Source organism: Spirillospora sp. NPDC046719 (genome assembly GCF_040645715.1).
GTDB lineage: Bacteria > Actinomycetota > Actinomycetes > Streptosporangiales > Streptosporangiaceae > Spirillospora.
In genome coordinates this window covers 1-25,235 of record NZ_JBEYYT010000017.1, presented here as the reverse complement: position 1 = coordinate 25,235, position 25,235 = coordinate 1, and the positions used below count along the sequence as shown (strand labels likewise).

At 74.2% G+C, this 25,235-nt stretch carries 26 protein-coding genes and 1 riboswitch; of the genes, 17 read left to right on the top strand and 9 right to left on the bottom strand.

Annotation, left to right across the window (positions count from 1 at the left end):
- Positions 1-146: 146 nt before the first annotated feature.
- The gene (gene lepB, locus ABZ914_RS05180; protein ID WP_500191784.1) at positions 147-1,064 is read left to right on the top strand and encodes a signal peptidase I; all 918 of its coding nucleotides are present in this window, start codon (positions 147-149) and stop codon (positions 1,062-1,064) included.
- A gap of 12 nt (positions 1,065-1,076) precedes the next feature.
- On the opposite strand, the gene ABZ914_RS05175 is transcribed toward lepB, so the two are convergent.
- Entirely contained in the window at positions 1,077-2,000 is a 924-nt protein-coding gene (locus ABZ914_RS05175; protein ID WP_500191783.1) for a transposase, read from the bottom strand.
- A gap of 41 nt (positions 2,001-2,041) precedes the next feature.
- Here ABZ914_RS05175 and ABZ914_RS05170 point away from each other — a divergent pair, with 41 nt between their 5' ends.
- Entirely contained in the window at positions 2,042-2,596 is a 555-nt protein-coding gene (locus ABZ914_RS05170) for a nuclear transport factor 2 family protein (RefSeq protein ID WP_500191781.1), read from the top strand.
- A gap of 93 nt (positions 2,597-2,689) precedes the next feature.
- Positions 2,690-3,931 carry an ion channel protein gene (locus tag ABZ914_RS05165; protein WP_500191780.1) on the top strand — a complete coding sequence of 414 codons (1,242 nt, stop codon included), beginning with the start codon at positions 2,690-2,692 and terminating at the stop codon, positions 3,929-3,931.
- 12 nt (positions 3,932-3,943) lie between these two features.
- Here the strand turns inward: ABZ914_RS05165 and hpnH are convergent, their stop codons facing one another.
- The gene (hpnH, locus tag ABZ914_RS05160; protein WP_500191778.1) at positions 3,944-4,945 is read right to left on the bottom strand and encodes an adenosyl-hopene transferase HpnH; all 1,002 of its coding nucleotides are present in this window, start codon (positions 4,943-4,945) and stop codon (positions 3,944-3,946) included.
- 117 nt (positions 4,946-5,062) lie between these two features.
- On the opposite strand from hpnH, the gene ABZ914_RS05155 reads away from it, so the two are divergent.
- Together ABZ914_RS05155 and pabB are read left to right on the top strand one after the other, a co-directional pair.
- Positions 5,063-5,665, top strand: a complete 603-nt coding sequence (locus ABZ914_RS05155; RefSeq protein ID WP_500191777.1) for a TetR/AcrR family transcriptional regulator — start codon at positions 5,063-5,065, stop codon at positions 5,663-5,665.
- Positions 5,666-5,714: 49 nt separating this feature from the next.
- A riboswitch (ZMP/ZTP riboswitch) is annotated at positions 5,715-5,796 on the top strand.
- Between the two features lie 24 nt (positions 5,797-5,820).
- Positions 5,821-7,935, top strand: coding sequence for an aminodeoxychorismate synthase component I (gene pabB / locus ABZ914_RS05150; RefSeq protein WP_500191775.1), 2,115 nt, complete (start codon positions 5,821-5,823; stop codon positions 7,933-7,935).
- Here the strand turns inward: pabB and ABZ914_RS05145 are convergent.
- Complete coding sequence (locus ABZ914_RS05145; RefSeq protein WP_500191773.1) at positions 7,846-8,505, bottom strand: helix-turn-helix domain-containing protein; 660 nt, start codon at positions 8,503-8,505, stop codon at positions 7,846-7,848. The two genes, pabB and ABZ914_RS05145, sit on opposite strands and share 90 nt — an antisense overlap.
- Before the next feature lie 92 nt (positions 8,506-8,597).
- Here ABZ914_RS05145 and ABZ914_RS05140 point away from each other — a divergent pair, with 92 nt between their 5' ends.
- The 4 genes from ABZ914_RS05140 to ABZ914_RS05125 all read left to right on the top strand — a co-directional run bounded on the left by ABZ914_RS05140 (position 8,598) and on the right by ABZ914_RS05125 (position 12,888).
- Positions 8,598-9,581 carry an NAD(P)/FAD-dependent oxidoreductase gene (locus ABZ914_RS05140; RefSeq protein ID WP_500191771.1) on the top strand — a complete coding sequence of 328 codons (984 nt, stop codon included), beginning with the start codon at positions 8,598-8,600 and terminating at the stop codon, positions 9,579-9,581.
- Positions 9,578-10,780, top strand: coding sequence for a Cmx/CmrA family chloramphenicol efflux MFS transporter (locus tag ABZ914_RS05135; protein WP_500191769.1), 1,203 nt, complete (start codon positions 9,578-9,580; stop codon positions 10,778-10,780). Before ABZ914_RS05140 ends, ABZ914_RS05135 begins: the two co-directional genes overlap by 4 nt.
- An 82-nt stretch (positions 10,781-10,862) precedes the next feature.
- Positions 10,863-11,945 (top strand): NAD(P)/FAD-dependent oxidoreductase, encoded by a 1,083-nt coding sequence (locus tag ABZ914_RS05130; RefSeq protein WP_500191768.1) that lies wholly within the window; start codon positions 10,863-10,865, stop codon positions 11,943-11,945.
- 37 nt (positions 11,946-11,982) lie between these two features.
- Positions 11,983-12,888: an RNA polymerase sigma-70 factor gene (locus ABZ914_RS05125; protein ID WP_500191767.1), complete on the top strand. Its 906-nt coding sequence runs from the start codon at positions 11,983-11,985 to the stop codon at positions 12,886-12,888.
- A gap of 26 nt (positions 12,889-12,914) precedes the next feature.
- Here ABZ914_RS05125 and ABZ914_RS05120 read toward each other — a convergent pair whose 3' ends face one another.
- Positions 12,915-13,349, bottom strand: coding sequence for an STAS domain-containing protein (locus tag ABZ914_RS05120; protein ID WP_500191765.1), 435 nt, complete (start codon positions 13,347-13,349; stop codon positions 12,915-12,917).
- Between the two features lie 420 nt (positions 13,350-13,769).
- On the opposite strand from ABZ914_RS05120, the gene ABZ914_RS05115 reads away from it, so the two are divergent.
- On the top strand, positions 13,770-14,003 hold the full coding sequence (locus ABZ914_RS05115) for a hypothetical protein (RefSeq protein ID WP_500191763.1): 234 nt from the start codon (positions 13,770-13,772) through the stop codon (positions 14,001-14,003).
- Positions 14,004-14,065: 62 nt separating this feature from the next.
- Here ABZ914_RS05115 and ABZ914_RS05110 read toward each other — a convergent pair whose 3' ends face one another.
- Positions 14,066-14,434, bottom strand: coding sequence for a thioesterase family protein (locus ABZ914_RS05110; RefSeq protein ID WP_500191761.1), 369 nt, complete (start codon positions 14,432-14,434; stop codon positions 14,066-14,068).
- Between the two features lie 141 nt (positions 14,435-14,575).
- On the opposite strand from ABZ914_RS05110, the gene ABZ914_RS05105 reads away from it, so the two are divergent.
- The 4 genes from ABZ914_RS05105 to ABZ914_RS05090 all read left to right on the top strand — a co-directional run bounded on the left by ABZ914_RS05105 (position 14,576) and on the right by ABZ914_RS05090 (position 17,641).
- Entirely contained in the window at positions 14,576-15,511 is a 936-nt protein-coding gene (locus ABZ914_RS05105; RefSeq protein WP_500191760.1) for a DUF5996 family protein, read from the top strand.
- A 25-nt stretch (positions 15,512-15,536) separates the two neighbouring features.
- Complete coding sequence (locus ABZ914_RS05100; protein ID WP_500191758.1) at positions 15,537-15,995, top strand: VOC family protein; 459 nt, start codon at positions 15,537-15,539, stop codon at positions 15,993-15,995.
- Between the two features lie 191 nt (positions 15,996-16,186).
- On the top strand, positions 16,187-17,143 hold the full coding sequence (locus tag ABZ914_RS05095; RefSeq protein ID WP_500191756.1) for a sigma-70 family RNA polymerase sigma factor: 957 nt from the start codon (positions 16,187-16,189) through the stop codon (positions 17,141-17,143).
- A 48-nt stretch (positions 17,144-17,191) separates the two neighbouring features.
- Complete coding sequence (locus tag ABZ914_RS05090) at positions 17,192-17,641, top strand: MarR family winged helix-turn-helix transcriptional regulator (RefSeq protein ID WP_190851073.1); 450 nt, start codon at positions 17,192-17,194, stop codon at positions 17,639-17,641.
- Here the strand turns inward: ABZ914_RS05090 and ABZ914_RS05085 are convergent.
- Positions 17,613-18,788, bottom strand: coding sequence for a hypothetical protein (locus ABZ914_RS05085; protein ID WP_500191754.1), 1,176 nt, complete (start codon positions 18,786-18,788; stop codon positions 17,613-17,615). The genes ABZ914_RS05090 and ABZ914_RS05085 overlap by 29 nt on opposite strands.
- 78 nt (positions 18,789-18,866) lie before the next feature.
- Positions 18,867-19,874, bottom strand: coding sequence for an adenylate/guanylate cyclase domain-containing protein (locus ABZ914_RS05080; protein WP_500191753.1), 1,008 nt, complete (start codon positions 19,872-19,874; stop codon positions 18,867-18,869).
- Between the two features lie 91 nt (positions 19,875-19,965).
- Between ABZ914_RS05080 and ABZ914_RS05075 the strand changes: the two genes are divergently transcribed.
- Positions 19,966-20,733 (top strand): MerR family transcriptional regulator, encoded by a 768-nt coding sequence (locus ABZ914_RS05075; protein ID WP_190851085.1) that lies wholly within the window; start codon positions 19,966-19,968, stop codon positions 20,731-20,733.
- A gap of 44 nt (positions 20,734-20,777) precedes the next feature.
- On the opposite strand, the gene ABZ914_RS05070 is transcribed toward ABZ914_RS05075, so the two are convergent.
- Entirely contained in the window at positions 20,778-22,517 is a 1,740-nt protein-coding gene (locus ABZ914_RS05070; protein ID WP_500191751.1) for an RNA polymerase sigma factor, read from the bottom strand.
- Positions 22,518-22,740: 223 nt separating this feature from the next.
- Here ABZ914_RS05070 and ABZ914_RS05065 point away from each other — a divergent pair, with 223 nt between their 5' ends.
- A complete protein-coding gene (locus ABZ914_RS05065) occupies positions 22,741-22,986 on the top strand; it encodes a hypothetical protein (RefSeq protein ID WP_500191750.1) in 246 nt (81 codons plus the stop codon).
- On the top strand, positions 22,983-23,447 hold the full coding sequence (locus ABZ914_RS05060) for an SRPBCC family protein (protein WP_500191748.1): 465 nt from the start codon (positions 22,983-22,985) through the stop codon (positions 23,445-23,447). Before ABZ914_RS05065 ends, ABZ914_RS05060 begins: the two co-directional genes overlap by 4 nt.
- Here the strand turns inward: ABZ914_RS05060 and ABZ914_RS05055 are convergent.
- Positions 23,408-25,030, bottom strand: coding sequence for a long-chain fatty acid--CoA ligase (locus tag ABZ914_RS05055; protein ID WP_500191747.1), 1,623 nt, complete (start codon positions 25,028-25,030; stop codon positions 23,408-23,410). The genes ABZ914_RS05060 and ABZ914_RS05055 overlap by 40 nt on opposite strands.
- Positions 25,031-25,235 lie beyond the last annotated feature (205 nt).

Here is a 25,235-nt window from a genome sequence, read left to right as displayed (position 1 = left end):
CCGCCGAGACAGGGTCCTGAACCCGGCCATCACCAATCCCCGGGTTTCGGACAGAGGCGCCGGCGGAGAGCGGCTCTTCATGAAGGGACGGGGCGCGGCGACAGTAGGATCCGGCTGGAGGGCAGGCGCGAGGCGATCGGAGAGACATGCACCCCAGCTCTGACGGCGCGGCGCCCCGCGAGGAGGACCTCGACAGGTCCGCACCCGCAGACGAGTCCTCGGAGCGGCCGTCCGGCGGAGCGGGCACCGGGACGGACGGCGAACGGCCCGGTGACGGCGCGGCGGAACCGGCGAAGGGGAAGAAGAAGGGGTCGTTCTGGAAGGAACTGCCCGTCCTCATCGTCGTCGCCGTGGTGCTCGCCCTCGTGGTGAAGACGTTCCTGGTGCAGGCCTTCTACATTCCGTCGGGCTCCATGCAGAACACGCTGGAGATCGGCGACCGGGTCCTCGTCAACAAGATCGTTTACCACACACGCGACGTCAAGCGCGGCGACATCGTGGTGTTCAACGGCATGGACTCGTGGGACCCCGAGGTGACGTACACGGCGCCGAAGAACCCGGTGGCGCGTTTCTTCCGGTGGGTCGGCGGCGCCTTCGGGGTCGCCCCCGGCGAGAAGGACTACATCAAGCGGGTCATCGGCGTGCCGGGCGACCACGTGAAATGCTGCGACGCGCAGGGCCGCGTGTCCGTCAACGGGGTGGCCCTGGACGAGCGGTCGTACCTCTACACCGATCCGGTCACGCACGAGCAGAACAAGCCGTCCGAGCAGCCGTTCGACGTGACGGTGAAGCCGGGGACCCTGTGGGTCATGGGCGACCACCGGGAGCTGTCCGCGGACTCGCGCGCGCATCGGGGCGACCCCGGCGGCGGTGCGATCCCGAGGGGCCGGGTCATCGGCCGCGCCTTCGTCGTCGTGTGGCCCGTGAACCGGATGAAGATGCTCCCCATCCCCGGCACGTTCGACCGGGCCATCGGTGCTCTCGCGCCCGCGACGCCGGTCGCGCTGGGATTGGCGGCGGCGACGCCGGTCGTCCTGCTGCGGCGCCGCTCGCGTAAGGGCTGATGAGCGGGGCCGTCAGGTCTCCAGTGCGATGGTGATGCGCTGCCAGGTGCCGTCGCGGGTCCACAGCCGGAAGCGGCCGTAGATCGTCCGCCAGTGGCCGTAGCGTGCGGGCAGTTGGCGCCAGGGGACGCCGGTGCGTTCGCGGTGGCGGATGCCGTCGATGACGGCGCGGTGGTCGATCCAGTGGGGGCCGCGGCCGTCCGGCGGGAGGAGGCCGGCGATGCGGGCCCACTGGTCGTCGGACAGGTCGCGCTCGTCCGCTTGTTTTATAAAACAGGTCGGCTGCGGGTCGGTGAGGCGGGCCCGGGTGCGGCGGATCAGGTCGTCGAACAGGTCGTCGTCGTGGTAGCTCGCCATGCGGCCCGCGATGCGGGACCAGCGTTCGGCCGCGCCCGGCACCGTGTCGCCTAGGGCCGCTCCCACGTCGTGGGTCACGTCGGAGAGCGGGGCCTTGGCTTCGAGGAGGGCGACGCCCACGGTCGTGCGGGCGATCCAGACGAACGCGTCCGCGCGCGCGGCGTCGTCCAAAGGACCGCGTTCCAGTGCGGCAAGCAGCCGGTCGAGGGCGGCTGCCCAGGCGGGCGAGAGCCGCGCGTGCGAGCCGAACAGCGGCGCGATCCAGGGGTGGTCGACGATGCAGCGCCGCACGTCCCGCATCCACAGCACGACGGCGTCGTCCCAGGGCGCGGTGCCCGTGCCGGCGCTCGCCACCGCCTCCAGGACGAGGCCGGACACCCCGGCGAGCAGCGCGTCCCGGTCCTTGACGTGCCGGTAGATCGCCATCGGCGTGACGCCGAGCCGCCCGGCGGTGGCGGCCATGGTCAGCGCCTCCAGCCCGCCCTCGTCGAGGACGTCCAGCGCGGCCGACAGGACGTCCCGCACGGTGCGGCCGCGCCGGACGACCGGAGAGGAGTTCGTTGACGGTTCCGTGGCCACCCTGCTAAGTCTACGACATACACAACCGGAGGGAGATCGGGATGGCCGTCATCGACCCGACGAAGTCGTGGGCCGCGCTCGAGGAGCGGCTGGCCCGGGAGACCGACCCGATCCTGCGCAGGAACCTCGAGACCGTCATCACCCACACCAAGGCGGAGTCGCGCGGCGACCTCGACGGCCTGATGGACACCCTCACCGACGAGCCCGCCTACCGGATGGGCACGCCGGGCGCGCCCGGGATGCGGCCGCGTGGCCGGGCCGAGGTCCGCGCCTTCTACAGCGACTTCATCGCCTCCGGCGCCACGCAACTCGAGCACGACGTCGACCGGCTCGCGGTCGACCGCGACTGCGTGGTCACCGACGGGCTGATGCGGATGGCCTACCCGGGCCGGACGCTGCTCGCCCTCGGCATCGAGGTCGACGACCCGGACGCGTTCTACCTGTACGAGACCCGGATGGCGATCGTGTGGCCCATCGACGAGCAGGGCCGCATCATCGGCGAGGAGAGCTACACCGACCGGGACGGCTTCGACGGCATCGCCGGCCGCAAGCTCGGCGCGGGAGACGTCCTTCCCCTCGGCCCCCTCGACGCCTGACCGCCGGAGGAATTTGACCCGGGGTTTCTGCGCAGCGCGATCTTCGCGGGTAGGGAGGAGAAGATCGATCGCGTCGGCTCCGGGGGAGGGCGGGTGGCCGGCACCACCGCGAACAAGCCTCGCGCACTGCTGGCGCTGTCGCTGCCCGCGCTGCTGATCGGCGTGGGAGCGAGCCTGCTCCTGCTCGGCGTGAGCACGGTCGCCGAGGCGCTGCAGAAAGCCGTCTGGGAGCGGCTCCCGCACGCCCTCGGCATCGGCGGCGAGCCCGCCTGGTGGACGGTCCTGATCCTCGTCATGACGGGCGTCGTGGTCGGCCTCGTCGTCTGGAAGGTGCCGGGCCACGCGGGACCCGACCCGGCCACCGAGGGCCTCGTCGCGCCGCCGATGCCCGCGCCCGTCGTCCCGAGCCTGCTGCTCGCCACCGTCCTCACGCTCGCGGGCGGGGTCAGCCTCGGCCCGGAGAACCCGATCACCGCGGTCAACATCGCGCTGGCGTTCGCGCTCGGGCGGCGCTTCCTGCCCCAGGTCCCGGGCGAGGCGTGGGTGGGGCTCGCGGCGGCCGGGACGATCGGCGCGCTGTTCGGCACTCCGGTCGCCGCGGCGCTCATCCTGTCGGAGACGATGACGGGCGAGTCCGGCACCCCGCTGTGGGACCGCCTGTTCGCGCCGCTCGTCGCGGCCGGCGCCGGGGCGCTCACCACCGTCGTGCTCGCCGCGCCGGTGCTGGCGGTGAACGTCCCCGGCTACCCCGGCTTCACGCTCGTCGACCTGGTCAGCGGTTCGGTCATCGCCCTCGCGGCGTGCGTGCTCGGCCTGGTGCTGGTGTACGCGTTCCCGTACGTCCACGCCGCGTTCCACCGGCTGCCGGGCCCGGTCGTCGCGCTCGTGGCCGGCGGAGCGGTGCTCGGCGTGCTCGGCGCGATCGGCGGCCGGATCACCCTGTTCAAGGGCCTGAGCGAGATGAAGACCCTCACCGAGCACGTGTCGTCGCACTCGACGGGCGGGCTGCTGCTGATCGTCGTGGTGAAGCTGGCCGCGCTGCTGACCGCCGCGTCGTGCGGGTTCCGCGGCGGGCGGATCTTCCCGTCGGTGTTCGCGGGCGTCGCGATCGGGCTGCTCGCGAACCGGCTGGTGGACTCCGTCCCGGTGTCCCTCGCGATCAGCGCGGGGGTGCTCGGGCTGCTCGTCGCCGTCACGCGGCAGGGGTGGCTGAGCCTGTTCATGGCGGTCACCGTCGTCACCGACATCAAGCTGCTGCCGCTGATGTGCGTCGTCATCCTGCCGCCGTGGCTGCTGGCCGTCGGGCGCCCGCCGATGCTCGTCAAGGAAGGCTGACGAGGCGCGGCGTCAGCCCGCCAGGGCCCGGAGGCTCTCGCGGAGCGACTGCGTGGTGGCGAGGACGGCGGTGGGCTCGTAGCCGCAGTGGGCCATGCAGTTGTCGCAGCGCGGGTCGCGGCCGCGGCCGTAGGCGTCCCAGTCGGTGGTCTCCAGCAGCTCCTTCCAGGAGGCGGCGTAGCCGTCGGCGAGCAGGTAGCAGGGCTTCTGCCAGCCGAGGAGCGAGTACGACGGCACGCCCCACGGCGTGCACGCGAACTCGCGCCGGCCTTCGAGGAAGTCGAGGTAGAGCGGGGAGTGGTTGAGGCGCCAGCGCCGCCGGCGGCCGCCCGCGAACGCCTGCCGGAACAGGTCGCGGGTCTGCTGGACGCCGAGGAACCGGTCCTGGTCGGGGGCCTTCTCGTAGGCGTAGCCGGGCGCGATCTCCATCCGGTCGACGCCGAGCTCGTCGTTCAGGTAGTCCAGGGTCTCCCGGATGGTCTCGGGGGTGTCGGTGTTGTAGAACGTCGAGTTCGTGTAGACGGCGAACCCGGCGGCCTTGGCGGCCCGGATCGCGTCCACGGCCTCGTCGAAGACGCCGTCCTTGCTGACGGACTCGTCGTGGCGCTCCTTCAGCCCGTCGATGTGCACCATCCAGGCGAAGTCGCGGTGCGGGCGGAAGCGGTGCAGGTGCTTGCGCAGCAGCACCGCGTTGGTGCACAGGACGACGAACTTGCGGCGCCGCAGCAGCTCGACGACGATCCGGTCGATCTGCGGGTGCATGAGCGGCTCGCCGCCGGCGATCGACACCATCGGCGCGCCGCACTCCTCGACGGCGGCCACCGCCTGCTCCACCGGCATCCGCCGCTTGAGCAGCGACGCGGGCTGCTGGATCTTGCCGCAGCCGGCGCACGTGAGGTTGCAGGCGAACAGCGGTTCCAGCTCCATGATCATCGGGAACTTCGCGGTGCCGCGGATCCGCTGCCGCACCAGATGGGTCCCGATCTTGACCGCCAGCCGCATGGGCAGTCCCATGTGCGCCTCCCTGAGCCGCGGGTGTCGTCCGTGCGCCGGGCCGTCCCGGCATCCGGACGATGCTCCATACAGCGAGTATGAAACATGGTGGCTGTACGTCAATATAGGTTCGCGGGTATGACGCCGTCCCGACGCGCCGAGCACGCCGCCGACACCCGCGCCGCCCTGCTGGCCGCCGCCCGCGCGCTGTTCGCCGAGCGCGGCTACGCCGCCACCGGCACCGAGGACGTCGTCGCCGCCGCCCGCGTCACCCGCGGCGCGCTCTACCACCACTTCCGCGACAAGGCCGCACTGTTCGGCGCCGTGGTCGAGCAGGTCGGCGCGGAGCTGGCCGAGCGGCTGATCCGCCAGCAGCTCGACCGTCCGGCGGCGGGCGGCCCGCTGGCCCAGATCCGGGACGGCCTCGCCGCGTTCCTGGACACCTGCGTCGACAGCGACTTCCAGCGGCTCGTGCTCGTCGAGGGCCCCATCGTGCTCGGCGCCGACGCCTGGAACGACCTCGCGGAACGGCACGGCCTGCGGCTGCTCACCGAGTGGCTGGAGCGCGCGATGGACGCCGGCGAGCTGGACCGGCAGCCGCCGGGCGTGCTGGCCCGGCTGATCGTCGCGATGATCATCGAGGCGAGCCTCGTCATCGCGCGCGCCGCCGACCAGGCCGCCGCGCGCGCCGAGGTCGGCGCCGTCCTCGACCGCACCCTCCGCGGCCTCCGGCCGGCCTGAGCGCGCCTCCGGCCGGCCTGACCACCGGGCGCCGCCTGCGGTTACAGTGTGGGCGGGCCGTGACTGGCGCCTAGGGTGGAGCACCACCGGGGAGCGGCCCGCCACCGCCGCCGTGCGCCTGGGCGATCCATGACGACGCCCGGGAGCGGTCGCCGATGCGGACACTTCTGATCGACAACTACGACTCGTTCACGTTCAACCTGTACCAGCTGCTGGGCGAGGTGAACGGGCGGCCGCCGACGGTCGTCCGCAACGACGCCGACTGGTCGGGGCTGTCCCCCGCCGACTTCGACAACGTGGTCATCTCCCCCGGGCCGGGACGTCCCGACCGCGAGCGCGACATCGGCATCGGCGCCCGGGTGATCGACGAGTGGTCGCTGCCGCTGCTCGGCGTGTGCCTGGGGCACCAGGGCATCTGCCACCGGCTCGGCGGCAAGGTCGAGCACGCGCCGGAACCCGTGCACGGCCGGGTCTCCCAGGTCGTCCACACCGGGGAGGGGCTCTTCGCGGGGCTGCCGTCGCCGCTGCCCGTCGTCCGGTACCACTCGCTGGCGGTCACCGCGCTGCCCGACGAGCTGGAGGCCGTCGCATGGTCGGACGACGGCGTCCTGATGGGGGTGCGGCACCGGTCGGCGCCGATCTGGGGCATCCAGTTCCACCCCGAGTCCGTCCGCACCGGTCACGGCCGCGAGCTGCTGGCCAACTTCCGCGACCTCACCCGCGCCCACCACGGCGCGGGGCCCTACCGGCTCCACGTCCACCGGCTGGCGGCGGCGCCCGACCCCGAGGCGGCCTACCGGACGGTGTTCGCCGGACGCCCCGGCGCGTTCTGGCTGGACAGCGGCACGCACGCGGAGGGGACGTCGCGGTTCACGATGATGGGCGACGGCGACGGCCCGCTCGGCGAGCTGGTGACGTACCGGGTCGGGGAGCGGCGCGTCCGGGTGGACGGGCACGGCACCGTGTCGGAGCAGCCGGCCGGCTCGTTCTTCGACTACCTGGAACGGGAGGTGACCCGGCGGGCGCTGCCCGACGACGGCGATCTCCCGTTCGGGTTCCGCCTGGGCTACGTCGGCTACCTCGGGTACGAGCTGAAGGCCGAGACGGGCGGCACCGCCGCGCACGCCTCGCCCACCCCGGACGCCGCGATGGTGTTCGCCGACCGGGCGCTGGTCATCGACCACGCGGAAGGCGAGTCCTACCTGCTGCGCCTCAGCCGCCTGGCCCGCGACCCGGAGGTGGACGCGTGGTTCGCCGCGACCGCCGAGCGCGTCCGCGGCCTGCCGTCCGAGCCGGAGACACCGCTGACCGGGCCGCTGACAGGCGACGCGGCGGAACCGCCCGTCGAGCTGCACCACGACCGGGAGGCGTACCTCGGCCTGGTCGCCGAGTGCCTGGACGAGATCCGCGACGGGGAGTCGTACGAGATCTGCCTGTCCAACACCGCGACCGCGCGCACCGCCGTCGACCCCGCCGCCACGTTCGCGCACCTCCGGCGGGTCAGCCCCGTCCCGTACGGCGCGCTGCTCGCGTTCCCCGGCGTCGCGGTGCTCAGCGCCTCGCCGGAGCAGTTCCTGGCGGTGACGTCCGACGGGCGGGTGCGGTCGAAGCCGATCAAGGGCACCCGGCCCCGCGGCGCCGCCCCCGGACACGACGACGCCCTCCGCCGCGAGCTGGCGGCCAGCGAGAAGGACCGCGCCGAGAACCTCATGATCGTGGACCTCGTCCGCAACGACCTGAACACCGTCTGCGCCGTCGGCTCCGTGCGCGTCCCGCGGCTGTTCGACGTCGAGTCGTTCGCGCCCGTCCACCACCTGGTGTCCACCGTCGAGGGCAGGCTCCGCGACGGGGTGACGGCGGTCGGGTGCGCGCGCGCCGCGTTCCCGCCGGGGTCGATGACCGGCGCGCCGAAGGTCCGCACGATGGAGATCATCGACCGGCTGGAGGGGCGGGCCCGCGGCGTCTACTCCGGGGCGCTCGGCTGGTTCTCCCTCGGCGGCGCGTGCGAGCTCAGCGTCGTCAACCGGACGATCGTCGTCGCGCCCGGCGGCGCCTCCTTCAATGTGGGCGGCGCGATCGTCGCGCTGTCCGACCCGGAGGAGGAGTTCGCCGAGACCCTGGTGAAGGCCCGCGCGATGATCGCCGCCATCGCCGCGTCGGCGTTCCCGGCGCCGGAGCCGTCACCGGCCGGCGTCGCGGGGGCGCGGCCGGGCGCGGATGTGGACGCGCTCCCCCTGGCGGCCGAACAGGTTGAGGACCTCCACGGGTGAGTCCCCTGCGGGGCCGAACCAGTGCGGCAGGCGGGTGTCGAACTCGGCGGCCTCGCCCGGCCCCATGACGAGGTCGTGGTCGGCCAGGATGAGCCGCAGCCGCCCGGACAGGACGTACAGCCACTCGTAGCCCTCGTGCGTGCACGGGTCGGGGGTGTTCTGGTCCGCCGGGATGATCGACTTCCATGCCTGGAGCGGGCCCGGGTGCGGCGTCAGCGGGATCACGGTGCGGCCGTTGCGGACGACGGGCTTCGCGCGCACACGCGGGTCGCCGACCTGCGGCGCCCCGACCAGCTCGTCCAGCGGCACCTGGTGGGCCTGCGCGATGGGCAGCAGCAGTTCGAGGCTCGGGCGGCGCTGTCCCGTCTCCAGCCTGGACAGGGTGCTCTTGGAGATGCCGGTGGCCTCGGACAGCGCCGCGAGGCTCACGCCGCGCCGGGTGCGGACGCGCTTGAGGCGGGGGCCGACCTGGGCCAGCGTGTCGGCGATCGCGGCCGCCGGAGCCGGCGCGGACGCCGGGGCGGGCGTGCTCGCGGGGGCGGGCGCGAAAGGCGGGGAGTGCTCGGTCATCCCCCCATTCCACCTCCCGCGTCCCGGAAACGGCAACGGAAGTTGTCGGGTCGGGATGCCGGACCGGAGCATCGGCGGCGGAGGTGATCGCCGTGAACGAGGCGACGAACGACCGGGCCGGCGGCGCGCCGCGCGCCACCGGGGACGGGTCCTACGACGTGGTGGTGGTCGGCGCGGGTGCGGCCGGGCTGAACGCGGCCCTGGTGCTCGGACGGGCCCGCCGCAGGGTGGTGGTGATCGACGCCGGCGAGCCGCGCAACGCGCCCGCCGCGCACATGCACGGCTTCCTGTCCCGCGACGGGCTGCCCCCGGCGACGCTGCTGGAGCTCGGCCGCGCCGAGATCGCCCGGTACGGCGCGGGGCTGATCCGCGGACGGGTCGAGCACATCGACCCCGGCTTCCGCGTGCGCATGGACGGCGGGCCGGTGCTCGCCGCCCGCCGGATCCTCGTCGCGACCGGGCTCCGCGACGAGCTGCCGGACATCCCGGGCGTGCGCGAGCGGTGGGGCAAGGACGTGCTGCACTGCCCCTACTGCCACGGGTTCGAGGTCCGCGACCGGCCGCTCGCCGTCCTCGGCACCGGCCCCGGCGCGGTGCACCAGGCGCTGCTCCTGCGCGGATGGAGCGACGACGTCGCCTTCTTCGCCCACACGCTCGACCTGGCGGCGGAGGACCGCGAGCGGCTGGAGGCGCGCGGGCTCCGCATCGTCGAAGGCCGGATCGAGCACCTGGTCGCCGACGGGAACGGGCTGCGGGGCGTCGCGCTCGCCGATGGCCGTGTGATCCCCCGCGCGGCCGCGTTCCTCTTCCCCCGCATGGTCCCGAACGACGGGCTGCTGACCCGGCTGGGCTGCGAGAAGGACGGCGGATGGGTCGTCACCGACCGCACCGGACGCACGAGCGTCGCGGGCGTGTGGGCGGCGGGGAACGTCGTGGACCCGCGCGCCCAGGTCGTCACGGCGGCCGGGATGGGCTCCGCCGCCGCGTTCGCGATCAACAACGACCTGCTGGACGAGGACGTCGCCGAGGCGGTCGCACGGCGCCGCGCCGCCACCGTGGGCGGTGGGGTCCGGTGAGCGCGACGTCCAGGGGAAGGCTGCCGCTCGGCGTCTACCTGCTCGCGTTCAGCCTGTTCGCGATGGGCAGCGCGGAGTTCCTGCTCGCGGGGGTGCTGCCGGACATCGCCGACGACCTCGGCGTCGGCCTGTCGTCGGCGGGCGCGCTGATCTCGGCGTTCGCGATCGGCGTCGTGATCGGCGGGCCGCCGTTCGCGATCCTGACGCTGCGCTGGCCGCGCCGCACCACGCTCGTCGCCACGCAGGCGATCTTCGCCGCGGCGGTCGCCGGGGGGCTGCTGACCAGCAGCTACACGGTGCTGCTCGGGTGCCGCTTCGTCTGCGGGCTCGCCTACGCGGGGTACTGGGCGGTCGCCGCGGTCACCGCCGTCGGCCTCGTCGCCCCCGACCGCACCGCGCGGGCCTCGGGGGTCGTCGTCAGCGGGCTCAGCCTCGCGATGATCGCGGGCGGTCCGGCGGGCGCGCTGCTCAGCCACTTCACCGGATGGCGGGGCGGGTTCTGGGGCGTCACCGCGCTGACCGCCGCCGGCGCCGTCCTGAGCCTGACCGCCGTGCCCGCGACCGGCGGCGGCGAGGAGCCCAGCGTCAGGCGCGAGCTCGGCGCCCTGAGGCGGCCGCAGCTGTGGGTGGTCTACGCGGCCACCCTGCTGAGCACCGCCGCCTACATGATCTCCTTCAACTACCTCGCGCCGCTCCTGACCGGCGTCACCGGCGTCCCCGAGGTGTGGGTGCCCGCGGTCCTCGCGCTGTTCGGCGCCGGCGCGTTCGCCGGGCTGTCGGTCGGCGGGCGGATCGCCGACCGGCACCCCACGCACGCGCTGCTCGCCGGGGCGACGGGGATCCTGGCGTGCTCCGTCCTGCTCGCGCTGCTCGCCCGGCACGCGTGGGCCGTCGTCCCGCTCGTCGCGCTCCTCGGGGTCGCGGGGTTCGTGCTGAACCCGGCGATCTACGGGCGGGTGTTCGCGATCGCCGGGCGGGCGCCGACGCTCGCGGGAGCCACCACCGTCTCGGCGTTCCAGCTCGGCATCAGCCTCGTCCCGGCGCTGGCCGGAGCCGCGCTGAACGCCGGTGCGGGCATCACCGCCGTCGCCTGGATCGGCGCGGCCCTCGCCGCCGCCGTCGTCCCCGCCGCCCTCCTCGACCGGTCGCTGTCCCGGCGCCGGTCGCGGGCGGTTCCCGCCCAGGTCACGGCGGTGTGACGCACGTTACCCGCGGCGCTGTTATGGACCGGGCGTCCCCGGTGTCTCGTGGGCGGACCCATCCGAGACGCAGGAGGCGGACATGAAGGTGATCGTGGCAGGCGCCGGGTACGCCGGGACGCTCGCGGCGAACCGGCTGGCGAAGAAGGCGCCGGGCGCGGAGATCACGGTGGTGAACCCGCGGCCCGACTTCGTCGAGCGGGTGCGGCTGCACCAGCAGCTCGCCGGGACGGGCCGGGCGGCGACCCCGCTGGCGGAGATGCTCCGCGCCGGGATCCGCACGCGGCAGGCGGCCGTGGAGAAGATCGGCGACGGGTGCGTGGTGCTCGACGGCGGCGAGACCCTCGACTTCGACTACCTGGTCCTGGCCGTCGGCAGCACGCTCTCGCCGCTGCCGGGCACCGTCCCGGTCGGGACGTGGGAAGGGGCGGAGCAGGCCCGCGCGGCGCTGGCGGCCCTGCCCGCGGACGGCGCGGTGACCGTCGTCGGCGCCGGGCCGACCGGCATCGAGACCGCCGCCGAGGTCGCCCACGCCCGCCCCGGCCTGACGGTGCGGCTCGTCGGGCGGGACTTCGCGGCCTCCCTCTCGGCGAAGGCCCGCGCGCGCGTGCGGACCGGCCTGGAACGGTTGAATGTGACGGTGCTGGACGACACGGTGACGGAAGTGCGGGACGACGGCGAGGTGCTGCTCGGCTCGGGCGGGCGGCACGCCTCGGACCTCGTCCTGTGGGCCGTCATCGGCGGCGTCCCCGACCTCGCCGCGCGCAGCGGCCTGGAGGTCGACGAGCGGGGCCGCGCCCTCGTGGACGAGTACCTGCGCAGCACCGGCGACCCGCGCATCGTCGTCGCCGGCGACTGCGCCGCCGTCCCCGGCTCGCGCATGTCGTGCCAGACGGCTGAGCCGCAGGGGACGCACGCCGCCGACACGGTGGCCCGGATGATCCAGGGACGCCCGCTCAAGCCGTACTCGGTGGACTACGTCGCCACGTGCATCAGCCTCGGCCGGCGCGACGGCGTCATCCAGCCGTCGCACCGGGACGACAGCCCGCGCCGCCGGTTCCTCGCCGGACGGGCGGCGGCCCTGACGAAGGAGGGGGTCGTCCGCAGCGCCCGGTTCAGCGCCAGGACCGGCATCGGCGCCACCGGGCTCCCCGGATCGAAGTGACCGGCCGGCGGATCCGGCACACGACAGGGACGAGGACATGACCGACGACCACGCCACCGACGCGGCGACCGACGCCTTCGTCGCCCACCGCAACCTCCTCTTCACGGTCGCCTACGAGATGCTCGGCTCCGCGGCCGACGCCGAGGACGTCCTCCAGGAGACGTGGCTGCGGTGGGTCGGGGTCGATCTGGACCAGGTGCAGGACCCGCGCGCCTACCTGGTCCGGATCGCGACCCGGCAGGCGCTCAACCGGCTGCGCACGATGTCCCGGCGCAAGGAGTCCTATGTCGGCCCCTGGCTGCCGGAACCGCTGCTCACCGCGCCGGACGTGGCCGAGGACGCCGTCCTCGCCGAGAGCATGTCGATGGCGCTGATGCTCGTGCTGGAGACGCTGTCGCCGACCGAGCGCGCGGTGTTCGTGCTGCGCGAGGCGTTCGACGTGAGCTACGAGGAGATCGCGGCCGCGGTCGGCAAGAGCCCCGCGGCCGTCCGGCAGATCGCCTACCGCGCCCGGCGGCACGTCGACGCCCGCCGCCCCCGCGAGGCGGTCTCGGCGAGCGAGAGCCGGGCGGTCGTGGAGTCGTTCCGGCGCGCCCTCGACACCGGCGACCTGCAGGGCCTGCTGGACGTCCTCGCGCCCGAGGTCGTCCTGATCGGCGACGGCGGCGGCGTGAAGCAGGCCGCGCCGCGGCCGATCGTCGGGGCGAGCAAGGTCGCGCGCTACATCGTCGGCGGCAGCGGCAAGGTCAAGAGCACGGTCACGATCACGACGGAGCTCACGGTCGTCAACGGCGCACCGGCGCTGCTCCTGCGGCTCGACGGCGAGCTCGACGGCGTCATGGCGGCCCGCGTGGAGGGCGGTCGCATCACCGGCCTCTACTACGTCCGCAACCCCGCGAAGCTGACCCGCGTGGACTCCGAGACCCCGCTCAGCCTGGGCTGAGCGGGCCGCCCGCCCCGGCGGCCGGTTCAGGGGCCGGTGCGCGGCACCGTGGTCTGGTGCACGGCGACCGCCGGCTCCACCGTCGAGTAGATCGGCACGAACCGGGTGAAGCCGGTGGTGCGCAGGACCTCGCGGATCCGCAGGTTGACCGCGGCGAGGGCGAGGGTCCCGGACGCGCGGGCGCCCTCGCCGGACCCGGGGCCGGGGGCGCCCTCGCCGGGGCCGGGGCGCTCGGGCGCGGACAGCAGCCGGTGGATCCCGGCCAGCACGCTGAGCCCGCTGGAGTCGATGAACGCGACGCCCGCGAAGTCCAGCACCAGGTGGCGCGCGCCGCGTGCGATCAGCGCGGCCAGGTGGTCGCGCAGGCGGCCGGCGGTGGCCACGTCCACCTCGCCGGTCAGCGTGACGACGACCAGATCGGTGTGCACCGGGTCGGCCCGGCTCTCCACGGTCAGGCCCATGGTGGCTGCTCCATACCCGGACAGGAGCCGATCACTCATTCTTCTTGTTTCGGACGTATTTGACGGAAAGACCGGAATTCCACGGCCAGGGAAACGGGGCTTTTTGCGGCGGTTGCGCGGGCCGCCGGGAATCGCCGCGCTCCCCGGCGGTCGCCCTTCCGGCGCGCTCTCCCTGGAAGACTCGACGGTCGACATCGACACGACGAAGAAAAGACGATGAGCAGCGAGGCGCAGCGGAACACGGCACCGGGGGTCCGATACCGAGGGGACCGCCGGGACCCGCGCGCGCGAACGGGCACCGCCGGGCCGTCCGCCGCCGTCGCGGACCTCGCCCCGCCCCGCCCGCCGGGAGCGCCCGGACCTGCGTCCGCGCTCCGCCCGCCCGCCTCCCCGCGCAGGACGCGGGCCCGCCGGGCGGCCGTGGGCAGGGCCATCGCCCGCACCGTGCTGATCATCGCCGCCGGCCTCGCGACCGGGCTGCTGACGACGCTCACGTTCGTCCTGCTGCTGTTCGCGGTCGGGTACCTGCTCCAGGGCACGTGGCGGACGGGCCTGTGGCTGCTCGCCGCCGCGCCGGCCGCCTTCGCGTCCGCGCTGGCCGCCGGCGGCTGCCTGTTCCGGCTGATCCGCCGCGCCCGCTTCCGCCGCGTCTGAGGGCCGCCCGCCGCAGGTCCCCGGCCACCCGATCGGCGTCGACGGGGCGACGCGCCCGCGGGTCACGTTCCCGGGGTGCCGCGCGCCGCTTCGGTGAACCGGGCGCGGTCCACGATCGCGCGGTCGATCTCGCCGACCGCGACGACCGCCCCGGAGGCGTCGACGGCCCGCACCGCGAAGGTGAGGCGGCGGCCGGACGCGCCGTCCGGCGCCTCGGCGGTGACGTCCACGGTCCCGCCGACGGGCGTGGCGCGCAGATGCTCCACGCGGACGGCGACGCCCACCGTCGTCCGGCCCGCGTCCAGCAGCGGCGCGGCGGCCTCGACGGTCGCGGCCTCCATCCAGGCGATCACCCGCGGGGTGCCGAGCACCGGGACGTCGCCGCTGCCCAGCGCGGTCGCGGTGTCGGCCTCCGTCACCTCGTAGCGCACGGCACCACGGTAGACGCCGCCCGGCGGCTCCGGGGCCGCCGCGCCGGAAGGTTGCCCGAGGGGAACCAGGGGTAGGGGGCGACCATAGGAGGCGGGCGGTCCCCCAGCGCCCGCGGACGCGTGCGCGCGAGGGGGACTCCAGTGGGGGAGCACAGGCAGGAGGAATGGCCGCGGCTGCGCGTCGCGGACTGGACCGACACGCGGGAAACCCTGCACATGTGGGCGCAGATCGTCGGGAAGATCCGCATGGCGCACGCGCCGCTGGTCAACCACTGGTGGCAGGTCACGCTGTACGTGACCCCGCGTGGCCTCACCACCTCGACGATCCCGTTCGCGGCCGGCGCGTTCGACATCGAGTTCGACTTCGTCGGCCACGTGCTGCGCATCCGCTCCAGCAGCGGCGAGGAGCGCCGGGTGGCGCTGGAGCCGAAGCCGGTCGCCGACTTCTACGCCGAGACCATGGACCACCTCGTCGGGCTCGGGATCGAGACGACGATCCAGGCGCGGCCGAACGAGGTGGAGCCGTCGATCCCGTTCGCCGACGACCACCAGCACGCGTCCTACGACCCGGACGCGGCGCGGCTGTTCTGGCGGCAGCTGCTCCAGGCGAACCGGGTGCTCGGCGAGTTCCGGTCCCATTTCGTCGGCAAGGTGAGCCCGGTGCACTTCTTCTGGGGCGCGATGGACCTCGCCTGCACCCGGTTCTCCGGACGCGACGCGCCCCGGCATCCCGGCGGCGCGCCGAACTGCGGCGACTGGGTGATGGTCGAGGGGTACTCGAAGGAGCTGAGCAGCTGCGGGTTCTGGCCCGGCCTCGACGAGGGCGCCTTCTACGCCTACGCCTACCCCGAGCCCGAGGGGTTCGCCGAACGTCCCGTGGCGCCGGACGCGGCGTTCTACAGCCGCGAGAATGGGCAGTTCCTGCTGCCGTACGAGGCGGTGGCCACGGCGGACGACCCGGACCGGACGCTGTCGGCGTTCCTGCAGAGCACCTACGAGGCCGCCGCGGACCTCGGCGGCTGGGACCGGCCCGCACTGGAGGACGACCCGAACCGCTGGGCCCCGTACCGGGTGTAGCGCGCGACGAGAGAAGGGAGCCGGGATGCCCGGCCAAGGTGGTTTCCCCGCACCGACCGAAGGGCTGGTGCTCACGCACTTCCTGACCGTCCGGGACGTCGCCGTCTCCAGGGACTTCTACGTGAACGTCCTGGGCGGCGAAGTGATCCTGGAGGAGAACCCCGCCACCGTGAAGGTGGCGAACAGCTGGATCATCATGAACCCCGGCGGCGGACCGACACCGGACAAGCCGGACATCGTCCTGACGCCGCCCTCGCCGGGCGACCCGGTGTCGACTTTCATGAACGTCCGGGTGGCGGACATCAACGCCTTCTATGAGCACGCCAAGGCCCAGGGCGCCCAGTTCGTCACCGAGCCGCTGGACCGCAAGGCCGAGATCCGCTGCTACATGCGCGACCCCGACGGCTACCTCATCGAGGTCGGCCAGGCCACCGGCCTGCTCCAGGGCATCTTCGCCGACCCGCCGGCGTCGTCGTCCGGCTGAGGGATCGTCCCGCCGCCCCCGGCGGGATTCCCGGGCGCTCCCGGCGGGATTTCTCCGCTGGGAGCGATGAACGGACGGGAGCCGGCAGGTATATCCCACGACCTGACGCGTGCCCGGACGCCCGCGCACACACAGCCCGTCGCGCGAGCCGGCGTTTCCGGCGCGGCGGACGCCCTTGGAGGAGGCCCGGTATGGACGAGGACTTCGAGGCCCGTGTGGAGCCCTACCGGCGCGAGCTGCTGGTGCACTGCTACCGGATGCTCGGGGCCGTCCACGAGGCCGAGGATCTGGTCCAGGAGACGATGCTGCGCGCGTGGCGGGCCCGCGAGCGCTACGACGCGGGGCGGGCGTCCGTCCGGACGTGGCTGTACCGGATCGCGACGAACGCCTGCCTGACGGCGCTGGAGGGCCGGTCGCGGCGGCCGCTGCCGTCCGGCCTCGGCGCCCCGAGCGAGGATCCGCACGCGCCGCTCGTCCCGGCGCTGGACGTGCCGTGGCTCCAGCCGTTCCCGGACGCGCTGCTCGGCGATCCGGCGGAGCGGGCCGTCCGGCGGGGGACCCTGCGGCTGGCGCTGATCGCGGCGATGCAGGCGCTGCCGCCGAAGCAGCGGGCGGTGCTGATCCTCCGCGACGTGCTGGAGTTCCCGGCGGCGGACGTCGCGGAGCTGCTGGAGACGAGCCCGGCGGCGGTGAACAGCGCGCTCCAGCGGGCGCGGGCCGGGCTGGAGGAGGCGTCCCCCGCGGAGGACCAAGTCGCGGAGCCGGACGACGGCGCGATGGACGCGCTCGTGGACCGCTACGTCCGGTCGTTCGAGGCCGCCGACGTGGCCGGGCTCGTCGCCCTGCTGACGGAGGACGCGGTGCTGGAGATGCCGCCCGTCCCGCTCTGGTACCGCGGCAAGGACGCCTACGGACGGTTCATGGAGCGGCTCTTCGCGATGCGGGACACCGACTGGCGGATGGTCCGGACGGCCGCGAACGCGCAGCCCGCCGTGGCCGCCTACCACCGGGACGACGACGGCGGCCACGTGCTCCACACCCTCCAGGTGTTCGACGTCCGCCCCGACGGGCTGGCGCGCAATGTCGTCTTCCAGGACGCGCGGGTCTTCGCGGCGTTCGACCTGCCGCCGCGGCTGGAGGCCCGCTGAGATTCCGGTTGCGGGCAACTCAATGGGCGCAAACGTAGACTGGCGGGCATGACCGGGATCCCCGACGGCGACCTGATGCGGCTCGACCACCAGGTCTGCTTCGCCCTGCACACCACGTCCCGGGCCTTCGACGCGCTCTACCGCACGGAGCTGAGCGGCCTCGGGCTGACGTACCCGCAGTACCTGGCGATGCTCGCGCTCTGGGAGGCGGACGGCCCGACGGTCAAGCGGCTGGGCGAGCGGCTGCGGCTCGATTCGGGGACCCTGTCGCCGCTGCTCAAGCGGCTGGAGTCCGCGGGCCTGGTGGAGCGGCGCCGCAGCCGCGACGACGAGCGCTCGGTGACGGTGCACCTCACCGAGCGGGGCGACGCGCTCAGGGCGCGCGCGGCGGACGTCCCGCGCCGGATCCTGGAGGCGACCGGCCTGGACCTCCAGGAGCTCCTCACTCTGCGCGAGACGTTGCGCCGCGTCACCGCGAACCTCGACGCCGCTCGCTGAGTCGCCGGGCGGCGATGCGGTCGAGGACGGGGAGCGGGACCAGCCCGTACTGGTAGAAGTCGACGGTGTCGGCGCCGGACGCGCGGGCCGCGTCGATCTTGGCCGCCAGGTGTTCGGCGTCCGCCGTGTCGGGATGCCCCGGGCGCAGGACGGCCCTCAGCCGGGTGTCCGGGCCGAGTGCTGCTCGGTAGGCGGCGACGTCCTCGGCGATCCGTGCGGTTTCCCGGGCGTAGCAGAGAACGGCATAGGACGGGACGGCGCCCGCCAGGGAGGCGGGGTCGATGCCGACCTGCCAGGCGTCGGCGGCGGCCGGGGCACCGCTGGGGAGGCCGTCCGCGTAGCCCTTCATGGCGCCGGTCAGGTCGACGAACGTCAACCGGGAGCCTTCCGCCGCCACGGCGTCGGCGACCTCGGCGGCCAGGGACGTGACGACCGGCGTGCGCGCGCGGGCGAACTCGGCCAGGGCGTCCGGGATCTCCTCCGCGGGCGGGCCTCCGTCGAGCACCGACGCCGCGAGCCGGGCCGCGACGTCGCGGGCCTGATCGGCACCCGGGACGCGGCGGCGGCAGTGCTCGCAGAAGCACAGGCCGAGGGCGAACTCGGCGGCCGGGCCGAGTTCCACGAACGAGCGTTCGTGGTGGTAGCCGTGGCCGAACGTCCCGAAATGCAGGGACTCGGCGACGACGGAGTCCATTCCCTGCCGGGCTATGGCGCGGCCTAGGGCGACGGCATAGGCGCGGACGTCCGGGTGGGACGGGCAGAGGTCGGCGGGCGCGGCGCGGTCGCCGAAGCAGTTCTCTTGCGTCACGTCCGGGAACGCCAAGCCGAGCGTGGTGTTGTGCAGGAAAACGCCCCATCCGTGCAGGGGGACGCCGAGCGCGCGCGTCTCCTCCCGAAGCGCGCGCAGCGGCTGCTCGTCCGCGCCCTCGCGGACGGGCGGGACGAGCCGGAGCCCGTCGAAGTGGCCGTCCAGCGGGAAATGGACGCCGTCGTGGCGGAACGTGACGCGCGAGCGGCCGTGGGGCGTCACGTCGCGGGCGCGGTGGTAGGCCGCGCCGACCGTGATCGAGGAGACCCTATGGGCCAGGATCCGCGCGGCGTCGACGCCGCGCAGGTCCTCCACCAGGACATAGAGGGAGGAGTCCATCAGCTCTTCTCGTGGACGGCGACGTCGGGCCCGACGAGGATACGGCGCCCTCACCCTCCTCCGGCCGCGCCCAGCGCGTCAGCGCCGGTCGTCGGAGGCGCGGCGCAGGAGCCGCGGCCTGACCCGCCCCAGCCCCTGCAACGGGCGGGGCCGGAGCGACGAGATGTCGAAGCGGCCGCCGCTGGGCAGCGCGGACGCCAGCTCGCCGTCGATCAGGACGGTGCCGGGGTAGGCGGTCGCGGTGAGGCGGGCGGCAAGGTTGACCGGCGTGCCGAAGACGTCGCCGAGCCGCTGGATGACCTCGCCGTACGCCAGGCCGACGCGGACCTTGGGGAACTCGGGGTCCGCGTTGAAGCGCTCCGCGACGCGCAGGCCGATCTCGGCGGCGGCGGACGGGTCGGTCGCGACGAAGAGGACCTCGTCGCCGAGGGTCTTGACGACCCGGCCGCCGAGGTCCGCGACGATCTCCGCCGTCGCGGACTCGAACCGCTCGACGAACGCGGCGAGCGCGTCGGCGTCGAGACTGCGGCTGAGCCGGGTGAACGAGACGACGTCGGCGAACCCGACCGCGAGGTGGGCGACGCCGGCGGCGGGGTCGGACGGCGCGGCGGCCGTCACGGCGGCGGCGCGCATCCCGGCGGCGGTGAGCTGGCGGCGCCAGCCGTGCAGCAGCAGCCGCTCGAACGCGGGCCGCAGCTCCTCGGTGGCGGCGAGGGCCGCGGTGACCAGGTCGGGCGTGACGGGCTGGTCGGCCGGCAGCAGGCTGAGGCGCTGCAGCCAGACGTCGCCGAGCCAGCTCGCGAGCCGCCCCATCGTCTGGCCGACGGCGCGGACCAGCTGCAGGACCGTGTCCTCGTCGACGAGGTCGTGGCCGAGCACCTCGTTGATCTCGCGGAGGGCGGTGACGTCGCCGTCGGTGAAGGCGACCTCGTCGTCCGGCGGGATGGGGAAGCCCAGCGCCTGCCAGATGCGGCGCGCGTACGCGTCCGGGACGCCGGAGAGGGCCTCGACGTCCTTGCGCGTGTAGCGCAGGGGCCCGCCGAGGAGGGTCTCCTCGATGTCCAGGGGTCCGCCGGGGTCCGTCATGGACTCCCCCTCTATGTCTCATTGATCAATGTCACAATGATGGCGGAGTAAGATCGCGGCGGTCAAGATGGACGCAACCGGCAGGCGGGGCATGGCCGAGTACCGAATCGACGACCTGGCGCGGGCCGCCGGGAGCACCGTGCGCAACATCCGCGCCTACCAGGACCGGGGGCTGCTGCCGCCGCCGCGGCTCGCCGGCCGGGTCGGCCTGTACGACGACTCGCACCTGGCCCGGCTGCGGCTGATCGGCCAGCTCCTCGGCCGCGGCTACACGTTCGCGGTCATCAAGGACCTGCTGACGGCGTGGGAGACCGGCCGGGACGTCGGCGACGTCCTCGGCCTGGAGAAGGTGCTCACCGACCCGTGGTCGGACGAGATCCCCGGCACCGTCGGCTACGACGAGCTCATCGCGATCTTCGGCGCCGGGCTGGACGAGGCCGAGCGGGAGCGGATGCGGGAGCGGACCGTCGCGCTCGGCCTGATCGAGCCGGACGGCGAGAAGTTCCGCGTGCCGAGCCCCCGGCTGCTGCACGTCGGCGCCGAGCTGGTCGCGGCGGGCATCCCGCTGGACGCGGTGCTCGACATCGCCGAGCGGATCCGCGGCGACGTCGACGTGATCGCGGGACGGTTCGTCGGCCTCGTCCAGGAGCACGTCTTCGCCCGGCTGGAGGACCAGCCGGGCGGCGAGGAGGTCACCGAGGTCGCCGCGGTGGTGCGGCGGATGCGGCCGCTGGTGAAGATGGTCGTCGACCCGCTGATCGCGCGGGCGATGGAGGCCCGCGTGCAGGCCGCGCTCGGCGAGCACCTCGAGACGATCAGGGACCACCTCGCCGGCGACGGCCGGCCCGCCGCCGGCTGAGCCCGCGGCCTCGGGGCGCGGGGCCGCCGGGCGGGCCCCGCGTGTCACAGCAGCGAGGCGCCCCACTTGACGGTGACCTGGTGGGCGGCGCCCTCGGAGTCGGTGAAGGTCAGCGTGCCCTGGCCGGGCAGGCCGATGAGCGCGGTCCGCAGCGTGACCGTCACGTGCGCCGTCCCGCCCTTGGCGACGCCGCCCTGCATCTGCGACAGCACCAGCTCGCCGTTGGACGTCATCGCCGTCCAGGTCACCGGACCGTTCTTGGCGGACAGGCTGACCTGCGCGGTCTTGGTGCCGTACATCTCGACCGTGCCGGGGTTCACCACGAGCACGCCCGGCCGCGCGGGCGGCTTCGGCGTCGGCGTGGGCGTCGGCGGCGCGGACGTCACCGGGGGCGACGGGCTCTTCTCGTCGGTCTGCGGCTGGACGGGCGCGCCGGACGGGCCGCCCGGCAGGCCGGACGGGCCGCCGGGGCCGCCGGGCGCGCCGGACCGGTGGCCGCCGTGCTCCTTGCTCCCGCCGCCGTGCCCGCCTTCGTGCTTGATCGTCGGCTGGTTCAGGAACGGCGGCCACGACAGCGTGCCGCCGCCGATGCCGGGCCCCATGAGGAGCGCGGCCACGACCGCCGCGACCAGCGCGCCCGCCATCCCGCCGCCGGTGAACAGCCACCGCCGGGTGAACGGCGACGGCACGTCCGGCTGGCTCGGCAGGCCCTCCGGGGTCAGCGGGCCGCCGCGCGCGGCGATGTCCGCGCGGTAGCCGGCCAGCTCCGGGTCGGTCGCGGTGTGCATGACGCGGTGGCGCAGCGCGGCGGGCAGCACGGGCGCGGGCGCCCGGCGCAGCAGCGGCGCGGCGCGGACCCGGCCGCGGGCCCGGCAGGCCGGGCATCCCTCGACGTGCTCGGCGACCGCCGGATCGGCGGTGTCGTCCGCGGCGGCTTCGCCGCGGCGGTGGAACGTCCGCCACAGCGCGGCGGACAGCGGGCCGCGCCTCGCCCCCTCGCGGGCGGCGCCGGACGCGCCGTCCGCCGTCTCAGGGCCGTCCACGGCGTCCCGGTGATCTTCGCCCTCCGGCGTCTCGGCGCCGGGCGGCCGCTTCGCCGGCGGGGTGCGGGCCGCCAGGACCGCGATGGCGGCGGGCCGGGTCTCCTCGGCCGCCTCGTCGTCGGGTGCCGGGACGGGCGCCGAGGAATCGGCGCAGGAGCGGGCGGCCCGGACGGCCTCGGCGGCGAGCGCCGCCTCCATCGCGGCACCGCCCTCGCGGACGCGCGCGGCGGCGCGGCGGCCCGACATCCCGAGCGCGGCGCCGAGCCGCGCGGGCCGCAGGTCGTGCCGGAACGCCATCAGCACGGCCTCCTGGTCGACCGGGTCCAGGGCGTCGAGGGCGGCCCGCAGCAGGCGGTGCAGCTCGGCGGACGGCGGCCAGCCGGAGACGTCGCCGGCGTCGGCGCGCTCCAGGAACGGGGTGTCGGAGAACTCGGCGTCCCGGTCCCAGTAGAGGTGCCTCGGGCGGCCGCGGCGGATGCAGCGGCGCCGGGCGGAGCCGTAAAGCCACGAGCTCAGGTGCAGGTGGTCGCGCATCCGGGGGGCGCGGCGGCTCGCGTCGATGAAGGTGTCGTGGACGATGTCGGCGGCGGTCTTCTCATCTCCCGTCATTGACAACGCGTAGTCGTAAAGGCGCTCACCGTACTCGTCATAGAGCGTGCCCAGCGCCGCCTCGTCGCCTTCGTTCAGACCCTGGACCAGTTTTCGGTCCGCCACGTCTTCGGAGGGGGACAACCTGGGCATACACGCTCCCCGACACCGACATGAGAGTCGCCCCCAAAGGGGCCGTCCGGACATTCAGCCCACCTTGCATACACCCCTTGGCCCGTTCGACACCACTCGATCCCCCGAAAACGCCGATACCGGTGACCGAACGCCGAAGCGCACGCCCCGCTCGGTGACCACTCCGTTCATGACCGAGCGTCAGAATCCGGTCAGATGATGTTATGTTGGTACCATGGTACATGTGGACCGCGTTCAGACCGGCCTGCGGATCGAGCGGAACGTGCTGAAGGTGCTCAAGGGGCTGGCCGAATACCTCGACATCTCGCTCGGCGACCTGGTCGAGGGCATCGCCCTGCACGCCTTCGACGGCAGCGCCCCCTTCTCCCCCGAGACGCTCGGCAAGATCCGGCAGCTCAAGTCCGTGTACGGGCTGACGCTCACCGCCGCCGACGCGCACGCCCTCACCGAGGACGGAGCGGCCCGATGAGGCGCCGGCTCGCCGGGGCCGTCCGGGTCCCGCTGCCGCCCGGCGAGGCGTTCGCGCTGTTCACGCCGCGCGGCGAGGAGCGCTGGGTGCACGGCTGGCGGCCGCTCTTCCCCGCCGGCGCCCCCGACGACACCGCCCCGGGAACGGTCTTCGAGACCGTCCACGGCACCGAGCGGACGACCTGGGTCGTCCTCGCCCGCGACCCCGGACGGCACGTCTCCTACGCCCGCGTGACACCGGGCCTCCGCGCCGGGACCGTCACCGTCGCCGTCGTCCCGCACCCGGACGGCGGGAGCACCGCCGAGGTCGTCTACGACCTGACCGCCCTCACCGCCGACGCCGCGCCCGACCTCGACGCGTTCGCCGACGGGTACCCGGCGTTCCTGCGGTCATGGGAGGACGCGATCGCCGCGCACCTCGCTCAGTCGACCCGCTCGACCTCCAGCCCGCCCTCCGCGTAGCGGCGGCGCAGCACCTTCTTGTCGAACTTCCCGACGCTCGTCTTCGGGACCTCGGCGATGAACGTCCACCGCTCGGGCAGCTGCCACTTCGGCACCCGGCCGGTGAGGAACTCTCTGAGCTGCGCCGCCGTGACCGACGCGCCGTCCCGGACGACCACGGACGCCAGCGGGCGCTCCTGCCAGCGGTCGTCCGGGACCCCGACGACGGCCGCCTCGATCACGTCCGGGTGGGCCATGAGGTGGTTCTCCAGCTCCACCGAGGAGATCCATTCGCCGCCGGACTTGATGACGTCCTTCGCCCGGTCGGTAAGGACCATGTAGCCGTCGGGGGAGAGGTTGCCGACGTCGCCCGTGCGCAGCCAGCCGTCGTGGAACCTGCCGGGGTCCTCGTCGCGGTAGTAGGCGCCGGTGATCCACGGGCCGCGGATCTCCACCTCGCCGACGGCGTCCCCGTCGTTCGGCAGCACCACGTCGCCGTCCCCGACCACCCGGATCTCCAGCCCGGCGAGGACCCGCCCCTGGCTGACCCGCGCCTGCCACGCCCGCTCGCCCTCCGCACCGGCCGGCGCGTGCGCCATCGTCGCGACCGGCGACGTCTCCGTCATCCCCCACGCCTGCACGATCCGCACGCCGATCTCGTCGAACCCGCGCATGAGCGCCTCCGGCACCGCCGACCCGCCGCACGGGACGAGCCGCAGCGAGCTGAGGTCCGACCCGTGCTCCAGCGTGTACCGCAGCACGTCCGACCAGATCGTGGGAACGGCGCCCGCGATCGTCGGACGCTCCGCCTCGATCAGCCTCACCAGCGGCTCCGCCTGCAGGAACCGGTCCGGCATCACCAGCGCCGCGCCGGCCAGCATCGCCGCGTAGGGCAGGCCCCACGCGTTCGCGTGGAACATCGGCACGACCGGCAGCACGACGTCGGCGCCGCTCATCCCCAGCGCGTTCCCGGTGCACACCGACAGCGAGTGCAGGTACGCGGACCGGTGCGAGTAGACGACGCCCTTCGGGTTCCCGGTGGTCCCGCTCGTGTAGCACATGGCCGCCGCCGACCGCTCGTCGATCTCCGGCCAGTCGAACTCCGGCGGCGCGGCGGCGAGCAGCTCCTCGTACGAGTGCAGTTCCTTGCCCGCCGCCTCCAGGGGCGCCGTGTCGCCGTCGCCCACCACGACGACGTGCCGGACGGTCTTCATCTGCGGCAGCACCGGCGCGAGCAGCGGGATGAGCGACCCGTCCACGATGACGGCGTGGTCCTCGGCGTGGTTCGCGATGTACACGAGCTGGTCGGGGAACAGCCGCAGGTTCAGCGTGTGCAGGACGGCCCCCATCGACGGGACCGCGAGGTACGCCTCCAGGTGCTCGGTGTTGTTCCACATGAACGTGGCGACGCGCTGGTCACCGTCCACCCCGAGCGCGCGCAGCGCCCCGGCGAGCCGGGCGGCGCGCTCCCCGACCTCGGCGTACGTCCGGCGCCGCGCGCCGTCCCCGGTCCAGGTCGCGATCTCCGCGGACCCGCACACCTGCGTGCCGTATCGCATGATCGTGGTGATGGTCAGCGGGAAGTCCTGCATGGTGCTCCACACGGCACACCTCCGGCTCAGCTGCGGAACTCCGTTCTAGCCCACCACCTCCCATTTGCCCAGAGCCCAACCCCAACCACCAAGGCTTGAACCCCAACCACGCAGCCTTGAACCCCGGCCACCAAGGCTTGAAGCCCAACCACGCAGGCCTGAACCCCAACCACCATCACGGGCAGGCACGCGGAGCGAGCGCCAGCGAGCGCAGCGG

Excerpts from the sequence above, each read along its gene's own strand:
- lepB (WP_500191784.1), top strand. The coding sequence starts at position 147 with ATGCACCCCAGCTCTGACGGCGCGGCGCCCCGCGAGGAGGACCTCGAC.
- ABZ914_RS05095 (WP_500191756.1), top strand. The coding sequence starts at position 16,187 with ATGGACGAGGACTTCGAGGCCCGTGTGGAGCCCTACCGGCGCGAGCTG.
- ABZ914_RS05125 (WP_500191767.1), top strand. The coding sequence starts at position 11,983 with ATGACCGACGACCACGCCACCGACGCGGCGACCGACGCCTTCGTCGCC.
- ABZ914_RS05120 (WP_500191765.1), bottom strand. The coding sequence starts at position 13,349 with ATGGGCCTGACCGTGGAGAGCCGGGCCGACCCGGTGCACACCGATCTG.
- hpnH (WP_500191778.1), bottom strand. The coding sequence starts at position 4,945 with ATGGGACTGCCCATGCGGCTGGCGGTCAAGATCGGGACCCATCTGGTG.
- ABZ914_RS05090 (WP_190851073.1), top strand. The coding sequence starts at position 17,192 with ATGACCGGGATCCCCGACGGCGACCTGATGCGGCTCGACCACCAGGTC.
- ABZ914_RS05130 (WP_500191768.1), top strand. The coding sequence starts at position 10,863 with ATGAAGGTGATCGTGGCAGGCGCCGGGTACGCCGGGACGCTCGCGGCG.
- ABZ914_RS05170 (WP_500191781.1), top strand. The coding sequence starts at position 2,042 with ATGGCCGTCATCGACCCGACGAAGTCGTGGGCCGCGCTCGAGGAGCGG.
- ABZ914_RS05155 (WP_500191777.1), top strand. The coding sequence starts at position 5,063 with ATGACGCCGTCCCGACGCGCCGAGCACGCCGCCGACACCCGCGCCGCC.
- ABZ914_RS05145 (WP_500191773.1), bottom strand. The coding sequence starts at position 8,505 with ATGACCGAGCACTCCCCGCCTTTCGCGCCCGCCCCCGCGAGCACGCCC.
- ABZ914_RS05085 (WP_500191754.1), bottom strand. The coding sequence starts at position 18,788 with ATGGACTCCTCCCTCTATGTCCTGGTGGAGGACCTGCGCGGCGTCGAC.
- pabB (WP_500191775.1), top strand. The coding sequence starts at position 5,821 with ATGCGGACACTTCTGATCGACAACTACGACTCGTTCACGTTCAACCTG.
- ABZ914_RS05060 (WP_500191748.1), top strand. The coding sequence starts at position 22,983 with ATGAGGCGCCGGCTCGCCGGGGCCGTCCGGGTCCCGCTGCCGCCCGGC.
- ABZ914_RS05080 (WP_500191753.1), bottom strand. The coding sequence starts at position 19,874 with ATGACGGACCCCGGCGGACCCCTGGACATCGAGGAGACCCTCCTCGGC.
- ABZ914_RS05075 (WP_190851085.1), top strand. The coding sequence starts at position 19,966 with ATGGCCGAGTACCGAATCGACGACCTGGCGCGGGCCGCCGGGAGCACC.
- ABZ914_RS05070 (WP_500191751.1), bottom strand. The coding sequence starts at position 22,517 with ATGCCCAGGTTGTCCCCCTCCGAAGACGTGGCGGACCGAAAACTGGTC.
- ABZ914_RS05100 (WP_500191758.1), top strand. The coding sequence starts at position 15,537 with ATGCCCGGCCAAGGTGGTTTCCCCGCACCGACCGAAGGGCTGGTGCTC.